Below are 15,063 nucleotides of genomic sequence, written 5' to 3'. Positions count from 1 at the left end.
TTCGCGTAGTGGATACCGCCGCACCGATGCATTTCTGCGCTTGTACCTGAACGATGATCGATTCTAGCGAAAGCCGTCTGACGTCAGGGGATTTTGGTGTGCCGCATGGCGCACTGCGGCAATCGATCACTTCGGCCATCGCCAGGACGGATCCGACAGATGTTCGGCGAAGTAGTCGGACAGCGCGGCGACCTTCGCGGGCCGTGCGCGCGCGGACGGCGTGACGAAGTAGAGGCCGCCTCTCGTCAACGACCACTCGGTCAGGATCGCTTCGAGGCGGCCATCGGCCAGATATTCGCCGGCGATGAACTCGGGCAGCTCCGCAATCGCGAGACCGGCGAGCAACGTCGGCAACAGCGCATCGGCATTCGTCACGCGCAGCGGACCGTTCGGCATGACCGCCTCCTCGTCACCCGCGTCGTTCGTGAAACGCCACACATCGCTGTGCGCCCGATACGCGTACGAGAGACATGGCCGCCCCGTCAGTTCGCGCGGATGCGCGGGCCGTCCTTCGCGCTTCAAGTACTCAGGCGATGCCACCACGTATTGCGTCACTGCACACAACCGCCGGGCCACCAGCGACGAATCCGGCAGCGCGGCGATACGCAATGCGGCATCGAAACCGTCGGCGATCAGGTCGACCGACGCATCCGACAGATGCAAGTCGATCGACACGTCCGGATATGCACGAAAGAAACCGGGCAGCAGCGGCGCGACCCAGCGCAACCCGAACGACATCGGCACCGCGAGGCGCACCAGCCCGCGCGGCTGCACGGCCATCTCGCGCGCGGCACTTTCCGCTTCTTCGGCATGGCGATACACCTCGCCGGCCTTTTCGCAGATCGTCCGGCCGAACTCGGTGAGCGCCAGTTGACGGGACGTCCGGTTGAAAAGTCGTCCGCCCAAACGGTCTTCCAGACGGGCGACGCCGCGCGAAACGGTCGCCACGGATACCCCCATCGCGCGCGCCGCCGCCGCGAACGATCCTTCCTCGGCGACCTTGGCGAACATCGCGAGCCCTTCGAAGTCAGGCAGCCTGGCCATTTCCCCTCATCTTTTCATTTCTGCAACGTTGACTTGCGATCAATTCTATTTCGAAACGAATGGCGCGTCGATATTCTCCTTACATCGCAGCACGCAACACCGAAACGCAGTCACCCACTCACTGAACGAAAGGAGAAACACCATGGCACGCAAGCTCGACAACAAGATCGCACTCGTCACCGGCGGCACCAGCGGCATCGGCCTCGCCACCGCGCAGCGCTTCGCGGCGGAAGGCGCGCACGTCTACCTGACCGGCCGCCGGCAGGCCGAACTCGATGCCGCGGTCAACGCGATCCGCGAAGGCCGCGGCAACGCGACGGGCGTACGCGTCGACTCCACGAAGCTCGACGAACTCGACGCGCTCTATGCGCAAATCAACGAAGAACACGGGCGACTCGACGTGCTGTTCGCGAACGCCGGCGGCGGTTCGATGCTGCCGTTCGGCAGCATCACGGAAGAACACTTCGACGACACCTTCAATCGCAACGTGAAAGGCGTGCTGTTCACGGTGCAAAAGGCGTTGCCGCTGCTCGCCGACGGCGCATCGGTGATCCTCACCGGCTCGACGGCCGGCAGCGCGGGCACCGCTGCATTCAGCGTGTATTCGGCTTCGAAGGCAGCGGTGCGCGCGTTTGCTCGCAGCTGGATTCTCGATCTGAAGGAGCGCCGCATCCGCGTGAACACGATCAGCCCGGGCGCAACCCGCACGCCGGGCCTGCTCGACCTCGCCGGCCAGGACGCCGCGCAACGGCAAGGTCTCGCCGATTACCTGGCCGCGCAGATTCCGATGGGGCGCCTGGGCGAGCCGGAAGAGATCGCGGGCGCCGCACTGTTCCTCGCGTCGGACGACGCGAGCTTCGTGAACGGCATCGAGCTGTTCGTCGATGGCGGCCAGCAGCAGATCTGAGCGTGGCGCAGGCGCACCGCCGCCATCTCGACGAAGCGCCCCCGCGAGTCGCGCCGCAGCAGGGGCAACCGGACGATGCCTGCGCCCAAGCGCCATCGGCAAAGCCGATCAGTACCGCTCGGACACACCCGCGATTCCGCGCTCATGCAGTGCGCGGACCAGCCCGGCGCGTACCGTCGCGACGTCCGAAAACGCCGGACGCCGATGCGCGGCGACTTCGGCGGCGGTATAAGGCTTGAAGTCGTGCGGCAGCGCATCGCGGTTCATCGTCGTGAGCACCCAATTCAGCACGTCGGCGAGATCCTCGTCCGACAGCGCCGAATTCGACGCGCCGGGCACGCGCATCACGTACTCGCGTCCCGCCGGTAGATGTGTGAAATAACCGAGCGAATTCGCGAGCGGCGGCACCTTGCCCGGAATGCCGCCGCCCGTCGCCGTGTGGCAGCCCATGCAGTTGAGCACCCAGTGCTGTCGCGCGAGCGTCGCGTCGATCACGCCGTCGGCATGCGCGGGTACGGCAATCGCGAATGCGGCAGTGACCAGCATCGAAGACAGGCACCGTGCCATGAACGAACCGTTCGGGCACGCCGCCGCGCGCCGGCCGCCACGCAAGCCCATGCGCACGGCATTCAAAGCCCCAGCCCCTTCGTCACGACCGCACGCTGCGCATGAACGGCCGTGCCGTCCATCTCGTTCGCGCGCGCCGCGCGAATGTCGGCCGCCGTGAACGGCTTCGCGTCGCCGTGCTTGTCGTTGAGATCGAACACGACATAGTTCAGCACGTTCGCGATATCGTCATCGCTCGCACTCGCGAATGACGGCATCTTGAAGTTGTAGCGCTTGTCGTGCACCGTGATCTCGCCGAACATCCCGTGCAGCAACGTCGCGACGAGCTGCACGCGGCCCGCGTCGGCCGTTGCATACCTGCCCGGATACTCGGTCAGCGGCGGCGCGAGGCCGTCCTGCCCCTTGCCGCCCGCCTGGTGACACACCGCGCACTGCGCATCGAACAGGCTCTTGCCGGCCGGGTAGTGAACGGCCTGCTGCGCATCGGCGAAGCCCGGCAACGCAAAACCCGCGACAGCCGCCACACACGCGACAACGAACTTTCCACCATGCTTCGTTTTCATTGCTTCGCCGCTCCTAGCAGGACCGAAACCGAACAGTGGTAGTTCGAATTTCCGTTCGCCATGCACCAGTTGATGTCGTTGTTCAGCGACAGCTTGTACAGCGGCTTCTCGCGCTCGTTGCGATTGCAGAAGCACTTTCCGCACGATGTCTTGCCGCAGCAATCGTTGTACGACACGATGTAGTCCGACCCGTCGTGCGGGTTGCGGCACGTACCGATCCACGTGATCGGCGATGGCGTCGTGCCCGGCGGGCAACTGCTCGACGTACCGCCGCAGCAGCTGCACAGCCAGCCGTCGATCGCGCAGTATTTCCAGTAATCGCAGCTCATCGGATCGTCGCTCGCACCCGGCGCGGCAGCACCCGAAGCCGCCGATGCGCCCGACGCCGCATCAGCTGCATACGCGGTGCGATCGACGGGCAAGAGCGGCAGCATCGCCGATCCGACCAGCACCTTGCCGAGCTTCGCCATCGCGCTACGCCGCGAACTATGCTGCGCGACGCCGCGCGCCGACCGCTCGAACCATGAATCAAACAGGCCCATGTGGTTGTTCTCCGTTGACGTTGAAAGAGGGTCGGCCGGTCACGCGTGCTGCGCGTGCCCTTCGTGACCGCCATGGTCGTGATCGCCGTGCACGAACTGCTGCAGCGATGCAACGCCACGCTCCTTCGCTTCGAACAGGCTCTCGAGATGCTCGCGGGTGTTGACGAGCCCCTTTGCGCGCACGGCACCGGTGTCGTCGAGCAGCACCGCGTACGGCAGCTTGCCGATCTGATACGCAAGGCCCAGCTCCTGCGACAGCACGTACGGGAAACGTGCGAGGTCGTGCTTCTGTGCGAAGCGCGTGTGTTCGTCGAGATCTCCGTCGCTCGCGAGCACGATGTTCACTGGCGTCGATTCACTCGCCTGCAACGACGGCAACAGCGGCAGCAGTTTCTTGCAGACCGGGCACGTCGGCGACAGGAAGAACAGCAGCGTCGCCTTGCCCGATGCATCAATACCGCCGACCTTCACCTGCGAGCCGCGAATGTCGGTCAGTTCGAACGTCGGCGCGATCGCGCCGACCGCCGGCCCCTTGTCGATCATCAATGCGCCGGCCGGCATGATGCGTTCGTACAGGATGCCGATCTGGCGCACGAGCGCGAGGCAGATTGCGCCGAGCGCGAGAACGGTGACCCACAGCAAGGCTGTGGAAACGGTGAGAGCGGTTTGCATCATGAATTCCTCAGGTGGGAAAGGCGTGGTACGTTGGCGAGCAGCACGTCGACGGTGAGCAGCGCGCAGACGATCAGTAGCACGGAAGAGAACAGCGTCAGGTAGTCGAACCACACGACCGCGCGGCTGCCCGGTTCGACGAACGCGGTCGCAGTCAGCACGATGAGCAGCAGCACGCGCGCGACATGCAGCCAGCCGATGCCGCGCGGCGCGTCCGCGCGCGCGGCGGCGAAACCGGAGCAGCCGCAGTCGATATCGGTATGGCCGCGCACGAGGTTGATCGCGATGCCGGCCGCGAATACGAGCAGCAATGCGATCAAGCCGAGCGCGCCGGTCATGCGCGTATCCGGAAACAGCAGCGCCGTGGCGCAGACGGCTTCCGCAAGCGGAATCGCGAATGCGACGGGCGCGGTGAGCGCGTCGGGCAGCAGGCGATAGCCGGCGAGCGCCTGCCGGAACGTCGCAGGCCGTCGCATCTTGGCGAAGGCGCCGAGCAGCACGACGACGGCCGCGCCTGCCTGTGCGCTGGTGGCGAGTACGGGATCGAGCATCATTGCGGCCTCACGGGTTCACGAGCAGCGTCGACGTGCTGCCGATCTGCTTCTCGACGTGCCGCGGCTTGCCCGTTTGCGCGTCCATCACGACGAGATCGGACGTGCCCGTCAGTCCGTAGAACAGCGGCTTCTCGTCCTCGCTGACCTGGATCGACACCAGCGGATCGACATTCAGCTGCGCGAGGTCCCAGCGCGCGACACGCTGTTTCGACTTCAGGTCGTACACCCAGACCTGCGTGCCGGGATCCTTGTGTGTGCCGTCGCCGCCCTTGTGCATCAGCACGTAGTAGCGGTTCTGCCCGACCTGCACGGCCGTCTGCTGCATGCCGCCCGGGCGCCAGCCTTCGGCGCGCTCGGCGTCGCTCAGCAACGACCACGACTTGCCGAACGTCGGCTTGTCGCCGCTGAAGTCGGCGCTGCGCACGTTGCCGTGGTACGTCGTGAATAGATAACCGCCGTGGTAGCGCGAAGCGTTGATGAAGGCCGGATCATTTTCGACGTCAATGAATGCGTCGGACATCGTGCGCTTCACCTCCTTGCCGTTGGCGTCGAGTGTGACGGTGAGCGCCTTGCCGCTCTCACACAGCGCGGTGAAGCGATTGTTCCCCGACGGATAGGCGAGCACGCATGCCGCGGTGTCGATCTCCGACAGCACCTTCCTCGACACCGCATCGATCACCGTCACCGACGCGGCCGGCGTGATGTTCGCGATGTACAGCAGCTTGCCGTCCGCGCTGAACGCCGTGTTGTACGGTGACGGCACGTGCTGCCCATGCTTCGCCGGAATCACGATCTCGCCTGCGTGGTCGAGCGTCGTGTTGTCGGTTATCTCGACGACGTCGGTGCGCGTGCCGTGCGAGCCGCGCGAGAAATAGGTCGTCGCAACGAAGCTCGTCTTGCGGTCGGGCGAGATCGCGAAGCCGGGCGCGAAACCGCCGTCAATCTGGCCGAGCAGCTTCTTCGCATCGGCGTCGTACACGAAGATGCGCCCGTCGGTCATCGTCGGCATTGCGATATCGACGACGTACACCTCGTGCGGATGCCAAGGCGGCATCTTCTGCACGACCAGTTCCTCGGGCTTTTCCGTCGCGTATGCGCTGCCGGCCCACGCCGCCGCGAACGCCAGCGTCGCCGCGAAAGCCGCGGTGCGTCGCCTTGTTCTCATGTCGCCTCCAGTTGGGATTCACGTTATGTGGGGCGACTGTAGTTCGACAATAAATCCGCTCAGCACCCGTACCGGCAACGCGTGCGTGCCGATTCGGGATATTGGAAAACCGCCTGAAAGGCACCCGAGGTCGACATCTTCCGCCCCCTCCAAAACCCCACGGAAATAGCGCTCATCCGTATTGCACCGACCGTGCGGTCGGTTTAATCTTGCGCGGTCCGAACGACCGCCGGAGGCGCCATGCTCGTGTTTCATCAGATGTTCGACGACGCGGACCGGCATGCCGAGGCGCTGCGCGGTTGGGACCAGCGCTACGACCAGATCGGCTCCGGCTCGTATCGCAGCGCGGTCAAGCAAGTGGAGCTCGACGGCGTGCAGCTGTTCCAGGAAGCGGCGAACGTGCGGGTCATCCAGCGCGGGCGCCTGCCGCACGGCCATACGGTGTTCGGCATGCCGCTCACCGGCTCGGGCACCTTCGCATTCGGCGATGCGCGCATCGAGGGTGGCACGATCGTATTGGCGCGCGGCGGCTCGCCTTTCGAACTCCATTCGCCCAACGACATGTCGCTGATCGGCGTGGTCGTCGATTCCGAGCTGATGCAGCAAATCGAGGATGCTGCCGATCTCCGGCTCGACGAGCGCGCGCTGCGGCGCGGCGTCGCCGACGTGCCGGTCGCCGCGCGCGAACGCGCGAGCGTGCAGCTCGCGACGCTGCTCGAACGCGTGCTGTCGGCGCCCGATACGTTCGACACGGCGCGTGCGCAGTCCGTGCTGCGCAGCGATGTCGCGAACGTGCTCGTCGATCTGCTCACGTATCGAATGCCCGAGCCTTTGAATCGTCTGACGCATGCGTGCCATGCCGACATCGTGCGGCGCGTGCACGACTACGTGATCGAGCACCCGGAGGCGCCCGTCGACATCCTGAGCCTGTGCACGCAGTTGCGCGTGAGCCGGCGCACGATGCAGAACAGCTTCCAGTCGGTCGCGCAGACCGGTCCGCTGAACTACACGCGCTCGCTGCGCCTCGCGCAAGTGCGGCGCCTGCTGCTCGATACACGGCAATCCGACCTGCCGATCAGCGAAGCGGCCGCGCGCTGGGGGTTCATCCACCTCGGGCATTTCGCGAAAGCGTACAAGGCCCAGTTCGGCGAGCTGCCTTCGACGACGGCGCGCCGGACGGTGCGCGGCGCAAAAACGCGCTGAGCACCCGCAAAACCCGCGATAATCGTGTGTTGAACGTCCGGCTTGCGCGAGCCGGGCGCGGCGTGCGTATGTCCGGTCGCACGCCGCGCCGCGTCGCGTCCGTGACGACCACCCGATTCCACCCCACGCCCCGATGCCCGAGGATTTCCACTTCCTGTTGCTGCCCGGCTTCTCCGCGCTCGGCTTCATGTCGGCGGTCGAGCCGCTGCGCGTCGCGAACCGTTTTCGCACCGAGCTGTACCGCTGGCACGTGATCAGCGCGGACGGCGCGCCCGTCGCCGCGAGCAACGGCATCCCGGTCGCCGCCGAAGCCGCGTATGCGGACGTCGCGCAGGTCGAGACGGTGTTCGTCGTCGCCGGCTTCGATCCGCTCGTGTGCTACGACCGCGCGCTCGGCGACTGGCTGCGCCGCCAGAACCGGCACGGCGCGACGCTCGGCGGCATCGACACCGGCAGCTTCGTGCTGGCGGAAGCCGGGCTGTTCGACGCATCGCAAACGCTCACGCTGCACTGGGAAGCGCTCGCCGCGTTCCGCGAACGCTACCCGGGCCTGAATGCGACGCAGGAACTGTTCGAGATCGACGACCGGCGCATCACCTGCGCGGGCGGCACCGCGTCGATCGACATGATGCTCGACCTGATCGGCAGGCGGCACGGCGCCGACCTCGCGGCGGCGATCTCCGAGCAGTTCGTCGTCAGCCGCATCCGGCAACGCTCGGACAGCCAGCGGCTCGAGATCGCCGCGCGCTACGGCGTGCACAACCGCAAGCTGATCCACGTGATCGACACGATGCAGCGGCACATGGAAAGCCCCCTCGGCTCCGACGCGCTCGCGCAGGACGTGTCGATCACGCGGCGCCAGCTCGAACGGCTGTTCAGCGCGACGCTGAACGACACGCCGACGCGCTTCTACCTGAACCTGCGCCTCGATCGCGCCCGCGAGCTGCTTCAGCAGACCGACATGAGCATCACGTCGGTGTGCGTCGCATGCGGCTTCGAATCGCCGTCGCATTTCTCGCGCACCTATCGCGCGCGTTTCGGCGTGAGCCCGCGCAGCGACCGCCGCGCGACGCGCTGAGCAGCGCCGCTTTTACGTACAATCCGGCGCGCTATTGCACGCTTCGGCAGCGTTTCCCGTCATTCGATGAACAATGCCGCCGATTGATCGACGGACCGAAGCGGCCTTCGAAAATAAATTGCAATGTCGCCGAAAATATTCTGTAACATACCTCGCAATTAGATAGGCAGCCCTAAGGAGATGAGAGCCCGGGCCTGACGCACGTCGCGCCACGCGGGCTGCCAAACCGCCATCAATGCCGATCCGAGGGGTATGACATGACGATGCTCGCTTCGCCGTCGCCGCACCTGCCTGCCGTTCGCTTCCCCGCCGCCGTTCCGTCCCGATTCCTTTCGACCTGACGCTTAGTCCTCCTCAGTCAGTCGAATCTCCCTGCACCGCTTCGCCGCACCGGTTCCATCGAGCCGGCGCGCGAGCCGTGTCGTGCCTGCTCGCCACAAGCGCGCGGGCGTGTCCAACCGTTGAGATGAGGATCACGTATGCAGACATCACGCAAAGCATTACCGCTCGCCCTGGGTCTCGCGCTCGGTTTCGGCATCGTCGGCGGCAGCGCGGCCGATACCAAGGTCGCGAATCCGCAGGCGTCGAACCTGCGCGAAAGCCTGACGCGCGGCGTGGCACCGGCCGCGGCCAAGGCCGATACGGCCGCCGGCCAGTTCCGCGCGGACGGCGTCGCCGTCACGCTGTACAACCCCGCGTATCGCGCGAAGAAGGCGGCCGCCACGCCCGCCGCCACCGCGCGCGATTTCGTCGCGTCGCAGGCGACGCAGCTCGGGCTCGACCCGGCCGCGCTCGCGAGCCTCGCGGTCACGTCGGAGCGCGACGACGCCGATTTCACCGTCGTGCGCTTCCAGCAGCAGGCGGCCGGGCTGCCCGTGTACGGCAGCGACATCGCGGTGACGGTCGCGAAGGACGGCCGCATCCTGTACGTTGCGAGCAACACGATCAACGGCGTGGTCGCCACCGCGCGCAAGGCGCAGGCCGTCGACCAGCAGCAGGCGCTCGACCGCGCGCGCGCGTATCTCGGCGTCGGCGGCTTCACGAACCTCGACGCGCAGCTCGTCGCGTTCGTCGACAAGGCCGGCACGCATACCGCATGGAAGGTGCGCGGCCGCCCGCAGGACGGCCCGAAAGGCGACTGGGAACTGCTGATCGACGCGGGCAGCGGCGAAGTGCTGCGCGCCGAGGACAAGGCGTTCTATGCGACCGACGGCACCGGTTTCGTGTTCCGGCCGGATCCGCTTTCGTCGACGAAGAGCAGCTACGGCAGCACGGGCTACAAGGACAACAACGACGCGGACTCCACGCAGCTCACGGCCTCGCGCGTGCGCGTGACACTGAAGGATCTTGCGCAGTCGAATTCACGCTACGTGCTGTCGGGCCCGTACGCGTCGTGCGTCGATTTCGATGCGCCGCGCGACAACGCGTGCCCGGCACAGGCGACGCCCGCGTTCGAGTTCACGCGCGGCAACCTGTACTTCGAGGCGGTGAACACGTATTACCACATCGACACGTTCCTTCGTTACGTGAACCAGACGCTCGGCATCAAGGCGATGCCGTATCAGTACACGGGCGGCGTGCAGTACGACCCGCACGGCGAATCGGGCGACGACAACTCGTCGTATTCGTCGAGCAGCGGCCGGCTCACCTTCGGGCAGGGCGGTGTCGACGATGCGGAAGATGCGGACGTCGTGATCCACGAGCTCGGCCACGGCATCCACGACTGGGTGACCAACGGCGGCCTGTCGCAACAGGAAGGCCTGTCGGAAGGCACGGGCGACTATCTCGCCGCCGCGTACAGCCGCGACTTCAACCAATGGAGCCCGTCGGACGCGCAGTATCACTGGGTCTACAACTGGGACGGCCACAACGAATACTGGGGCGGCCGCGTGACGAACTGGAACGTCGGGCGCACCTACGCGCAGGCACGCGGCGCGGAGATCCACACGGCCGGCCAGTACTGGGCGTCGTGCAACCTCGTCGCGCGCGATGCGATCGGCGCGCAGGCGATGGACAAGGCGTTCCTGAAGGGGCTGTCGATGACCAACAGCTCGACGAACCAGAAGGCTGCCGCGCAAGCGGTGCTGACGGCCGCCGCCGCGCTCGGATACAGCAGCGCGCAGCTCACGGCGATCGGCAACGCGTACAACAAGAGCTGCACGTACGGCGTGACCGTGCCGCAGAAGTCGTAATTCCGCAGCAGGCGGGGCGGCGTCGCACGACCTGCGGCGCGCCCTCTTCCTCGACATCGCCATCCTCACGAGATCGAACATGCCTACTCTGACATTGACCCGCCTGAGCGCCGCGCTGGGCGGCATGCTGCTGACCGCCGCCGCGCACGCGACGCCGGTGTGGATCACGCTCGGCGACACCGCTTTCCGCCAGCTTCAACGCATCGATGCGAGCGCGACCGCGCAGTACAGCACGACGGTCGACGCCGGCAAGACGGCCGACGGCGCCGCGCGCCGCGAAACCGTGCACGTCGTCGAGATCGATGATGCGCGGCTCGGCGAACTCGCCCACGCGGTACACCATGCGCGCGGCCACGGGCCCGGCTACATCGTGCACGACTCGTTCGACGACGCGCGCCAGGCGTTGCAGCCGATACCCGCGGCGCTCGCGAAACAGGCGGCCGCGACCGCTTATACGGTGTCGAACGCACCGCAGATCAAGACCTGGATCCAGCAACTGCAGGCCAGTAACATCGTCGGCACGATCACGTCGATGTCCGGCTTCACGAACCGCTACTACACGACGTCGCACGGCGTCGCCGCATCGGACTGGCTCGCGCTGCAGTGGAAGCAACTGGCCGGCTCGCGCACCGACATCGCCGTCGAACAGTTCGCGCATACGGGCTTTCCGCAGAAATCCGTCATCCTGACGATCCGCGGCAGCGATCCCGCCGCGGGCACGGTCGTGCTGGGTGGCCACCTCGATTCGACGGTCGGCCGCACGACGGAAAACACGCGCTCGCCCGGCGCCGACGACGATGCGTCCGGCATTGCCAGCCTCACCGAAGCACTGCGCGTACTGCTCGCGAACGGCTACCGGCCGAAGCGGACGATCAAGTTCGTCGGCTACGCGGCCGAAGAAGCCGGTCTGCTCGGATCGAAGGCGATCGCCAAGCAGTTCCGCACGCAGAATGCGAACGTGGTCGGCGTGCTGCAGCTCGACATGACGAACTACAAGGGCGATCCGAAAGACATCTACCTGATCACCGACTACACGAACGCCGCGCAGAACACCTATCTGACGAATCTGGCGAAGACCTACCTGCCGGAACTCGCGATCGGCACGTCGCAGTGCGGGTATGCCTGTTCGGATCACGCGTCGTGGAATGCGCAGGGCTATCCGGCGTCGTTCCCGTTCGAGGCCGACCAGAACGACAGTCCGTATATCCATACCGTGAACGACACGCTGGAGAATTCGGACCGGCAGGCGAACCATGCGCTGAAGTTCGGCAAGCTGGCGCTCGCGTATGCCGTCGATCTCGGCGGTGACGGCACTGCGACCGTCAAGCACTGACGGGGCCGCGGTCGCTCAACGCCTCGCCGAACGGGCGCGCGTCACGCGCGCCCGTTCGAGTCCGATTTCCCGTTCCGGATAGAATCGTCGTCCGATCACTTCCGCGACACGGTGCACCTCCATGACCGACTTCTCCCGCTCCGCCGACGATCTCTCGCCCGAGCGCGTCACGACCGCGTTCGACCTGCCCGGCCACACGACCGTCCGTTCGCTCGGCGTCGCGCAGGGCATCATCGTGCGTTCGCGCTCGATCGTCGGCTCGTTCGGTGCATCGCTGCAAACCATTTTCGGCGGCAACATCACGCTCTATACGTCGCTGTGCGAGAAGGCGCGGCAGCAAGCGTTCGACAAGATGCTCGCCGACGCGCGCAAGCTCGGTGCGAACGCGATCGTCGCGATGCGCTACGACTCGACCGATATCGGGTCGGGCATCACGGAAGTCATCTGCTACGGCACGGCCGTGCGCGTGACGCAGGACGCCTGACGCTCGTCATACGTCGCGTTCGAGCGACTTCATGTTGGTCAGCTGAGGAAACAGCTTCATCCACGTCAGCGCGACGGCGATCGTCGCCGCGCCGCCGACGACGATGGCGGCCGGCGCGCCCCACCACGCCGCCGTCACGCCCGATTCGAATTCGCCGAGCTGGTTCGACGTACCGATGAACAACGAGTTGACCGCGCTCACGCGGCCGAGCATGTCGTCGGGCGTACGCAGCTGCACGAGCGACAGGCGCACGACGACGCTCACCACGTCCGACGCCCCCAACGCCGCCAGCGCGACGAGCGACACCGCGAAATCCCTCGACAGCCCGAATACGATCGTTGCGATGCCGAACGCGATCACGCCGCCGAACATCGCGCGGCCCGGCCGCCCCTTCAGCGGAAAACGCGTGAGCCACAGCGTGCCCGCGAGTGCGCCGACCGCGGGCGCCGCGCGCAACGCGCCGAGCCCCCACGGCCCGACCTGCAGGATGTCGCGTGCGTAGATCGGCAGCAGCGCGGTCGCGCCGCCGAACAGCACCGCGAACAGGTCGAGCGACAGCGCGCCGAGGATCGCCGGTTCGCGCCGAATGAACGCGATACCGGAAAACACCGAACGCAGCGTGACCGGTTCGCGCGCGGGGGGCGCGCTGCGCAGCGGAATCGTGCCGCTCAGCACCGCCGCGATCGCGAACGCGACGACGCTCGTGCCGAACGCGGCGGGCGCACCAACGCCATACAGCAGCCCGCCGAACGCCGGCCCGAGAATCTGCGCGGCCTGGTTCGCGGACGTCGACAGCGCGGTCGCGCGCGGCAGGTCGCCGCGCGGCACGACGGCGGGCAGCAGCGACGACACCGACGGCGATTCGAACGCGCGCGCGGTGCCGACGATCGCCGCGAGCGCGTACACGCCCGGCGCGGTGAGCCCCCCTGTCGCGGCGCCGAGCAGGAACACGCCGGCGGCCAGCGCCTCGACGCTCTGGCAGATCGTCGCGATGCGCCGGCGATCGTAACGGTCGGCCACCTGCCCGACGACCAGCGTCAGCGCGAACATCGGCACGAACTGCGCGAGTCCGACGAGACCGAGCGCGAACGCGCTGTGCGTGAGCGCATAGACGTACCAGCCGATCGCGACCGACAGGATCTGGAACGCGAGCGACGACATCACGCGCGTGCCCCAGAAGCGCTGGAACGGTGCGTGGCGAAACAGGTTGGCGGGTAACGGCGACGGCGAACGGGATTCGGGTAACGGGGCGGTCATCGGAGGGATGTGCGAGAGCGGGCGATCGGCGAGACGCAGGGCGCGTCAAACCGCGATGATATCGCCAACCGCCGAAACCGCGTCTCGCGCGCGTCCGTCATGCGCGGCAGCCCGCCTTACAAAAAAAAGCGCGAACCGCGGTTCGCGCCAAAGAGAGACCTCGCTGAAGACGTCGAATGAACTACCCTACCCCCGCTCAGAACGAATGCCGCATCCCGATCCGCACGTCGGCCTGCGTCTGCGTCGTCGACGGCGTGAAGCTGTAGCCGATCACCGCATCGACACCCTGCGAAGCACGCAGGTAGTCGCCGGAGATGTACACGTCGGTGCGCTTCGACAGCAGGTAGTGCAGGCCGGCCGTGCCCTGGTTCCAGTGGTGCCCTTCGAAGCGCGTGTGCTGGTAGCCCGCGATGAAGCTCAGCGCCGGCGTGAACTGGTACAAGCCGCCGCCTTCGTATACCTGCATGTGCGACGACTGGCCGAAGCCCTTGATCGTCGTGTACGAGAAGTTGGCGTCGAGCGACAGCTTGCCGATCGTGTAGCTGGTGCCGATGCCGAACGTGCCCTGGCTGTCGACGTCCATCGCGGTGTTCGCGAACAGGTCGGTGCGCGCGCCGGTCGCCGGATCGACGGTCACGGTCTGCTGGCCGAGGAACGTATGCGTGCCGATCATCGCGTACGGGTCGAACGCATAGATGCCGTTCGGGTTGTTCAGGCGCGTGTAAGCGGCGCCGATCGAGAAGTCGCCTTTCGTGTAGCTTGCGCCCGCGCTCCATGCGCTGTTTCGATGGAAGTTGCCGGCGACGTTGCCGAACGAGTACATCGCGCCGAACTTGAAGCCGCTCAGGTCGTTCGACAGGAACTTGACCGAGTTCGGCAGGCGGTCGCCGTTGAAGCGGTCGAAGTCGCCCTGGTGGATCGCGTAGCCGCTGCCCCATGCCGAGATGTTGTAGATCGACACGAGCTCGTTGGTGATGTCCAGCTGGTTGCCGAACGACAGCGTGCCCCAGTCGTTCTGGAGACCGACATAAGCCTGCCGCCCGAACTCCGCCCCGCCGAAGCCGAGCTGCCCGTTGCCGAGGTGGAAGCCGCTCTCGAGCGCGAACACGGCCTTCAGGCCGCCGCCGAGATCTTCCGTGCCTTTCAGGCCGAAGCGGTTCCCGTACGAGACGCCGTCATCGAACTTGACCACGTGCGAACCGCCCGTGTTGTTCACGTACGTAATGCCCGCATCGAGAATCCCGTATAGCGTCACGCTGCTCTGCGCGTGGCCGATGGCGGGAATACAGGCCGCGCATGCCAGCGCGGCGGCTACGGCAACTTTCTTTTGCTTCATTGTCGACCACCCTCCCTGAACCCTTCGATGGAAAGAACCGTGGCCTGGCGCGCGCAGCAATACGCCGGCTGATTCGAATTCGGTACGTCCGCTGGCTTCGGCATTTCGTTTTCCGCAATAACGGAGCCATTGGCGAAAAATACAAACCCATATTTCAGGCCACCCG

The 15,063-nt window shown here is 66.2% G+C and carries 15 protein-coding genes; 6 read left to right on the top strand and 9 right to left on the bottom strand.

The features are described from left to right. Positions 1–126: 126 nt before the first annotated feature. Entirely contained in the window at positions 127–1,044 is a 918-nt protein-coding gene (locus HWX22_RS15625) for a LysR family transcriptional regulator (RefSeq protein ID WP_175908796.1), read from the bottom strand. 142 nt (positions 1,045–1,186) lie between these two features. On the opposite strand from HWX22_RS15625, the gene HWX22_RS15620 reads away from it, so the two are divergent. Next, entirely contained in the window at positions 1,187–1,951 is a 765-nt protein-coding gene (locus tag HWX22_RS15620) for an SDR family oxidoreductase (protein WP_175908795.1), read from the top strand. A gap of 108 nt (positions 1,952–2,059) precedes the next feature. On the opposite strand, the gene HWX22_RS15615 is transcribed toward HWX22_RS15620, so the two are convergent. From HWX22_RS15615 to HWX22_RS15590, 6 genes are read right to left on the bottom strand one after another with little or no spacing between them, the layout of a single operon-like run. Next, positions 2,060–2,569: a cytochrome c gene (locus HWX22_RS15615; protein ID WP_175908794.1), complete on the bottom strand. Its 510-nt coding sequence runs from the start codon at positions 2,567–2,569 to the stop codon at positions 2,060–2,062. 11 nt (positions 2,570–2,580) lie between these two features. Then, positions 2,581–3,081, bottom strand: coding sequence for a cytochrome c (locus HWX22_RS15610; RefSeq protein WP_175908793.1), 501 nt, complete (start codon positions 3,079–3,081; stop codon positions 2,581–2,583). Further along, entirely contained in the window at positions 3,078–3,623 is a 546-nt protein-coding gene (locus HWX22_RS15605) for a methylamine dehydrogenase light chain (RefSeq protein ID WP_059534225.1), read from the bottom strand. Before HWX22_RS15605 ends, HWX22_RS15610 begins: the two co-directional genes overlap by 4 nt. Before the next feature lie 39 nt (positions 3,624–3,662). Further along, positions 3,663–4,298, bottom strand: a complete 636-nt coding sequence (gene mauD, locus HWX22_RS15600) for a methylamine dehydrogenase accessory protein MauD (RefSeq protein WP_175908792.1) — start codon at positions 4,296–4,298, stop codon at positions 3,663–3,665. Further along, positions 4,295–4,849, bottom strand: coding sequence for a MauE/DoxX family redox-associated membrane protein (locus tag HWX22_RS15595; RefSeq protein WP_175908791.1), 555 nt, complete (start codon positions 4,847–4,849; stop codon positions 4,295–4,297). Before HWX22_RS15595 ends, mauD begins: the two co-directional genes overlap by 4 nt. A gap of 7 nt (positions 4,850–4,856) precedes the next feature. Continuing rightward, complete coding sequence (locus HWX22_RS15590; RefSeq protein ID WP_175908790.1) at positions 4,857–6,014, bottom strand: amine dehydrogenase large subunit; 1,158 nt, start codon at positions 6,012–6,014, stop codon at positions 4,857–4,859. A gap of 240 nt (positions 6,015–6,254) precedes the next feature. Between HWX22_RS15590 and HWX22_RS15585 the strand changes: the two genes are divergently transcribed. From HWX22_RS15585 to HWX22_RS15565, 5 genes are all read left to right on the top strand, one after another. After that, on the top strand, positions 6,255–7,217 hold the full coding sequence (locus tag HWX22_RS15585; protein ID WP_175915956.1) for a helix-turn-helix domain-containing protein: 963 nt from the start codon (positions 6,255–6,257) through the stop codon (positions 7,215–7,217). A gap of 133 nt (positions 7,218–7,350) precedes the next feature. Beyond that, positions 7,351–8,295, top strand: a complete 945-nt coding sequence (locus tag HWX22_RS15580; RefSeq protein WP_059819533.1) for a GlxA family transcriptional regulator — start codon at positions 7,351–7,353, stop codon at positions 8,293–8,295. A gap of 479 nt (positions 8,296–8,774) precedes the next feature. Further along, on the top strand, positions 8,775–10,487 hold the full coding sequence (locus tag HWX22_RS15575; protein WP_175915955.1) for a M36 family metallopeptidase: 1,713 nt from the start codon (positions 8,775–8,777) through the stop codon (positions 10,485–10,487). Positions 10,488–10,566: 79 nt separating this feature from the next. Next, the gene (locus HWX22_RS15570) at positions 10,567–11,820 is read left to right on the top strand and encodes a M20/M25/M40 family metallo-hydrolase (RefSeq protein ID WP_175915954.1); all 1,254 of its coding nucleotides are present in this window, start codon (positions 10,567–10,569) and stop codon (positions 11,818–11,820) included. 121 nt (positions 11,821–11,941) lie between these two features. Beyond that, a complete protein-coding gene (locus HWX22_RS15565) occupies positions 11,942–12,304 on the top strand; it encodes a YbjQ family protein (RefSeq protein WP_059692038.1) in 363 nt (120 codons plus the stop codon). Between the two features lie 6 nt (positions 12,305–12,310). On the opposite strand, the gene HWX22_RS15560 is transcribed toward HWX22_RS15565, so the two are convergent. Then, positions 12,311–13,561, bottom strand: coding sequence for an MFS transporter (locus HWX22_RS15560; RefSeq protein WP_175915953.1), 1,251 nt, complete (start codon positions 13,559–13,561; stop codon positions 12,311–12,313). Between the two features lie 196 nt (positions 13,562–13,757). After that, positions 13,758–14,897, bottom strand: a complete 1,140-nt coding sequence (locus tag HWX22_RS15555) for a porin (RefSeq protein ID WP_059534205.1) — start codon at positions 14,895–14,897, stop codon at positions 13,758–13,760. Between the last annotated feature and the right edge of the window lie 166 nt (positions 14,898–15,063).

It is taken from the genome of Burkholderia sp. BCC1638 (assembly GCF_902833195.1).
In the GTDB taxonomy this organism is placed as follows: Bacteria; Pseudomonadota; Gammaproteobacteria; order Burkholderiales; family Burkholderiaceae; genus Burkholderia; species Burkholderia diffusa.
This window is presented reverse-complemented; position numbering and strand designations above follow the sequence as displayed.

Bases quoted from the DNA above. Each gene is read 5' to 3' on its own strand.
- HWX22_RS15625 (WP_175908796.1), bottom strand. From the start codon at position 1,044: ATGGCCAGGCTGCCTGACTTCGAAGGGCTCGCGATGTTCGCCAAGGTC.
- HWX22_RS15620 (WP_175908795.1), top strand. From the start codon at position 1,187: ATGGCACGCAAGCTCGACAACAAGATCGCACTCGTCACCGGCGGCACC.
- HWX22_RS15615 (WP_175908794.1), bottom strand. From the start codon at position 2,569: ATGGGCTTGCGTGGCGGCCGGCGCGCGGCGGCGTGCCCGAACGGTTCG.
- HWX22_RS15610 (WP_175908793.1), bottom strand. From the start codon at position 3,081: ATGAAAACGAAGCATGGTGGAAAGTTCGTTGTCGCGTGTGTGGCGGCT.
- HWX22_RS15605 (WP_059534225.1), bottom strand. From the start codon at position 3,623: ATGGGCCTGTTTGATTCATGGTTCGAGCGGTCGGCGCGCGGCGTCGCG.
- mauD (WP_175908792.1), bottom strand. From the start codon at position 4,298: ATGATGCAAACCGCTCTCACCGTTTCCACAGCCTTGCTGTGGGTCACC.
- HWX22_RS15595 (WP_175908791.1), bottom strand. From the start codon at position 4,849: ATGATGCTCGATCCCGTACTCGCCACCAGCGCACAGGCAGGCGCGGCC.
- HWX22_RS15590 (WP_175908790.1), bottom strand. From the start codon at position 6,014: ATGAGAACAAGGCGACGCACCGCGGCTTTCGCGGCGACGCTGGCGTTC.
- HWX22_RS15585 (WP_175915956.1), top strand. From the start codon at position 6,255: ATGCTCGTGTTTCATCAGATGTTCGACGACGCGGACCGGCATGCCGAG.
- HWX22_RS15580 (WP_059819533.1), top strand. From the start codon at position 7,351: ATGCCCGAGGATTTCCACTTCCTGTTGCTGCCCGGCTTCTCCGCGCTC.
- HWX22_RS15575 (WP_175915955.1), top strand. From the start codon at position 8,775: ATGCAGACATCACGCAAAGCATTACCGCTCGCCCTGGGTCTCGCGCTC.
- HWX22_RS15570 (WP_175915954.1), top strand. From the start codon at position 10,567: ATGCCTACTCTGACATTGACCCGCCTGAGCGCCGCGCTGGGCGGCATG.
- HWX22_RS15565 (WP_059692038.1), top strand. From the start codon at position 11,942: ATGACCGACTTCTCCCGCTCCGCCGACGATCTCTCGCCCGAGCGCGTC.
- HWX22_RS15560 (WP_175915953.1), bottom strand. From the start codon at position 13,561: ATGACCGCCCCGTTACCCGAATCCCGTTCGCCGTCGCCGTTACCCGCC.
- HWX22_RS15555 (WP_059534205.1), bottom strand. From the start codon at position 14,897: ATGAAGCAAAAGAAAGTTGCCGTAGCCGCCGCGCTGGCATGCGCGGCC.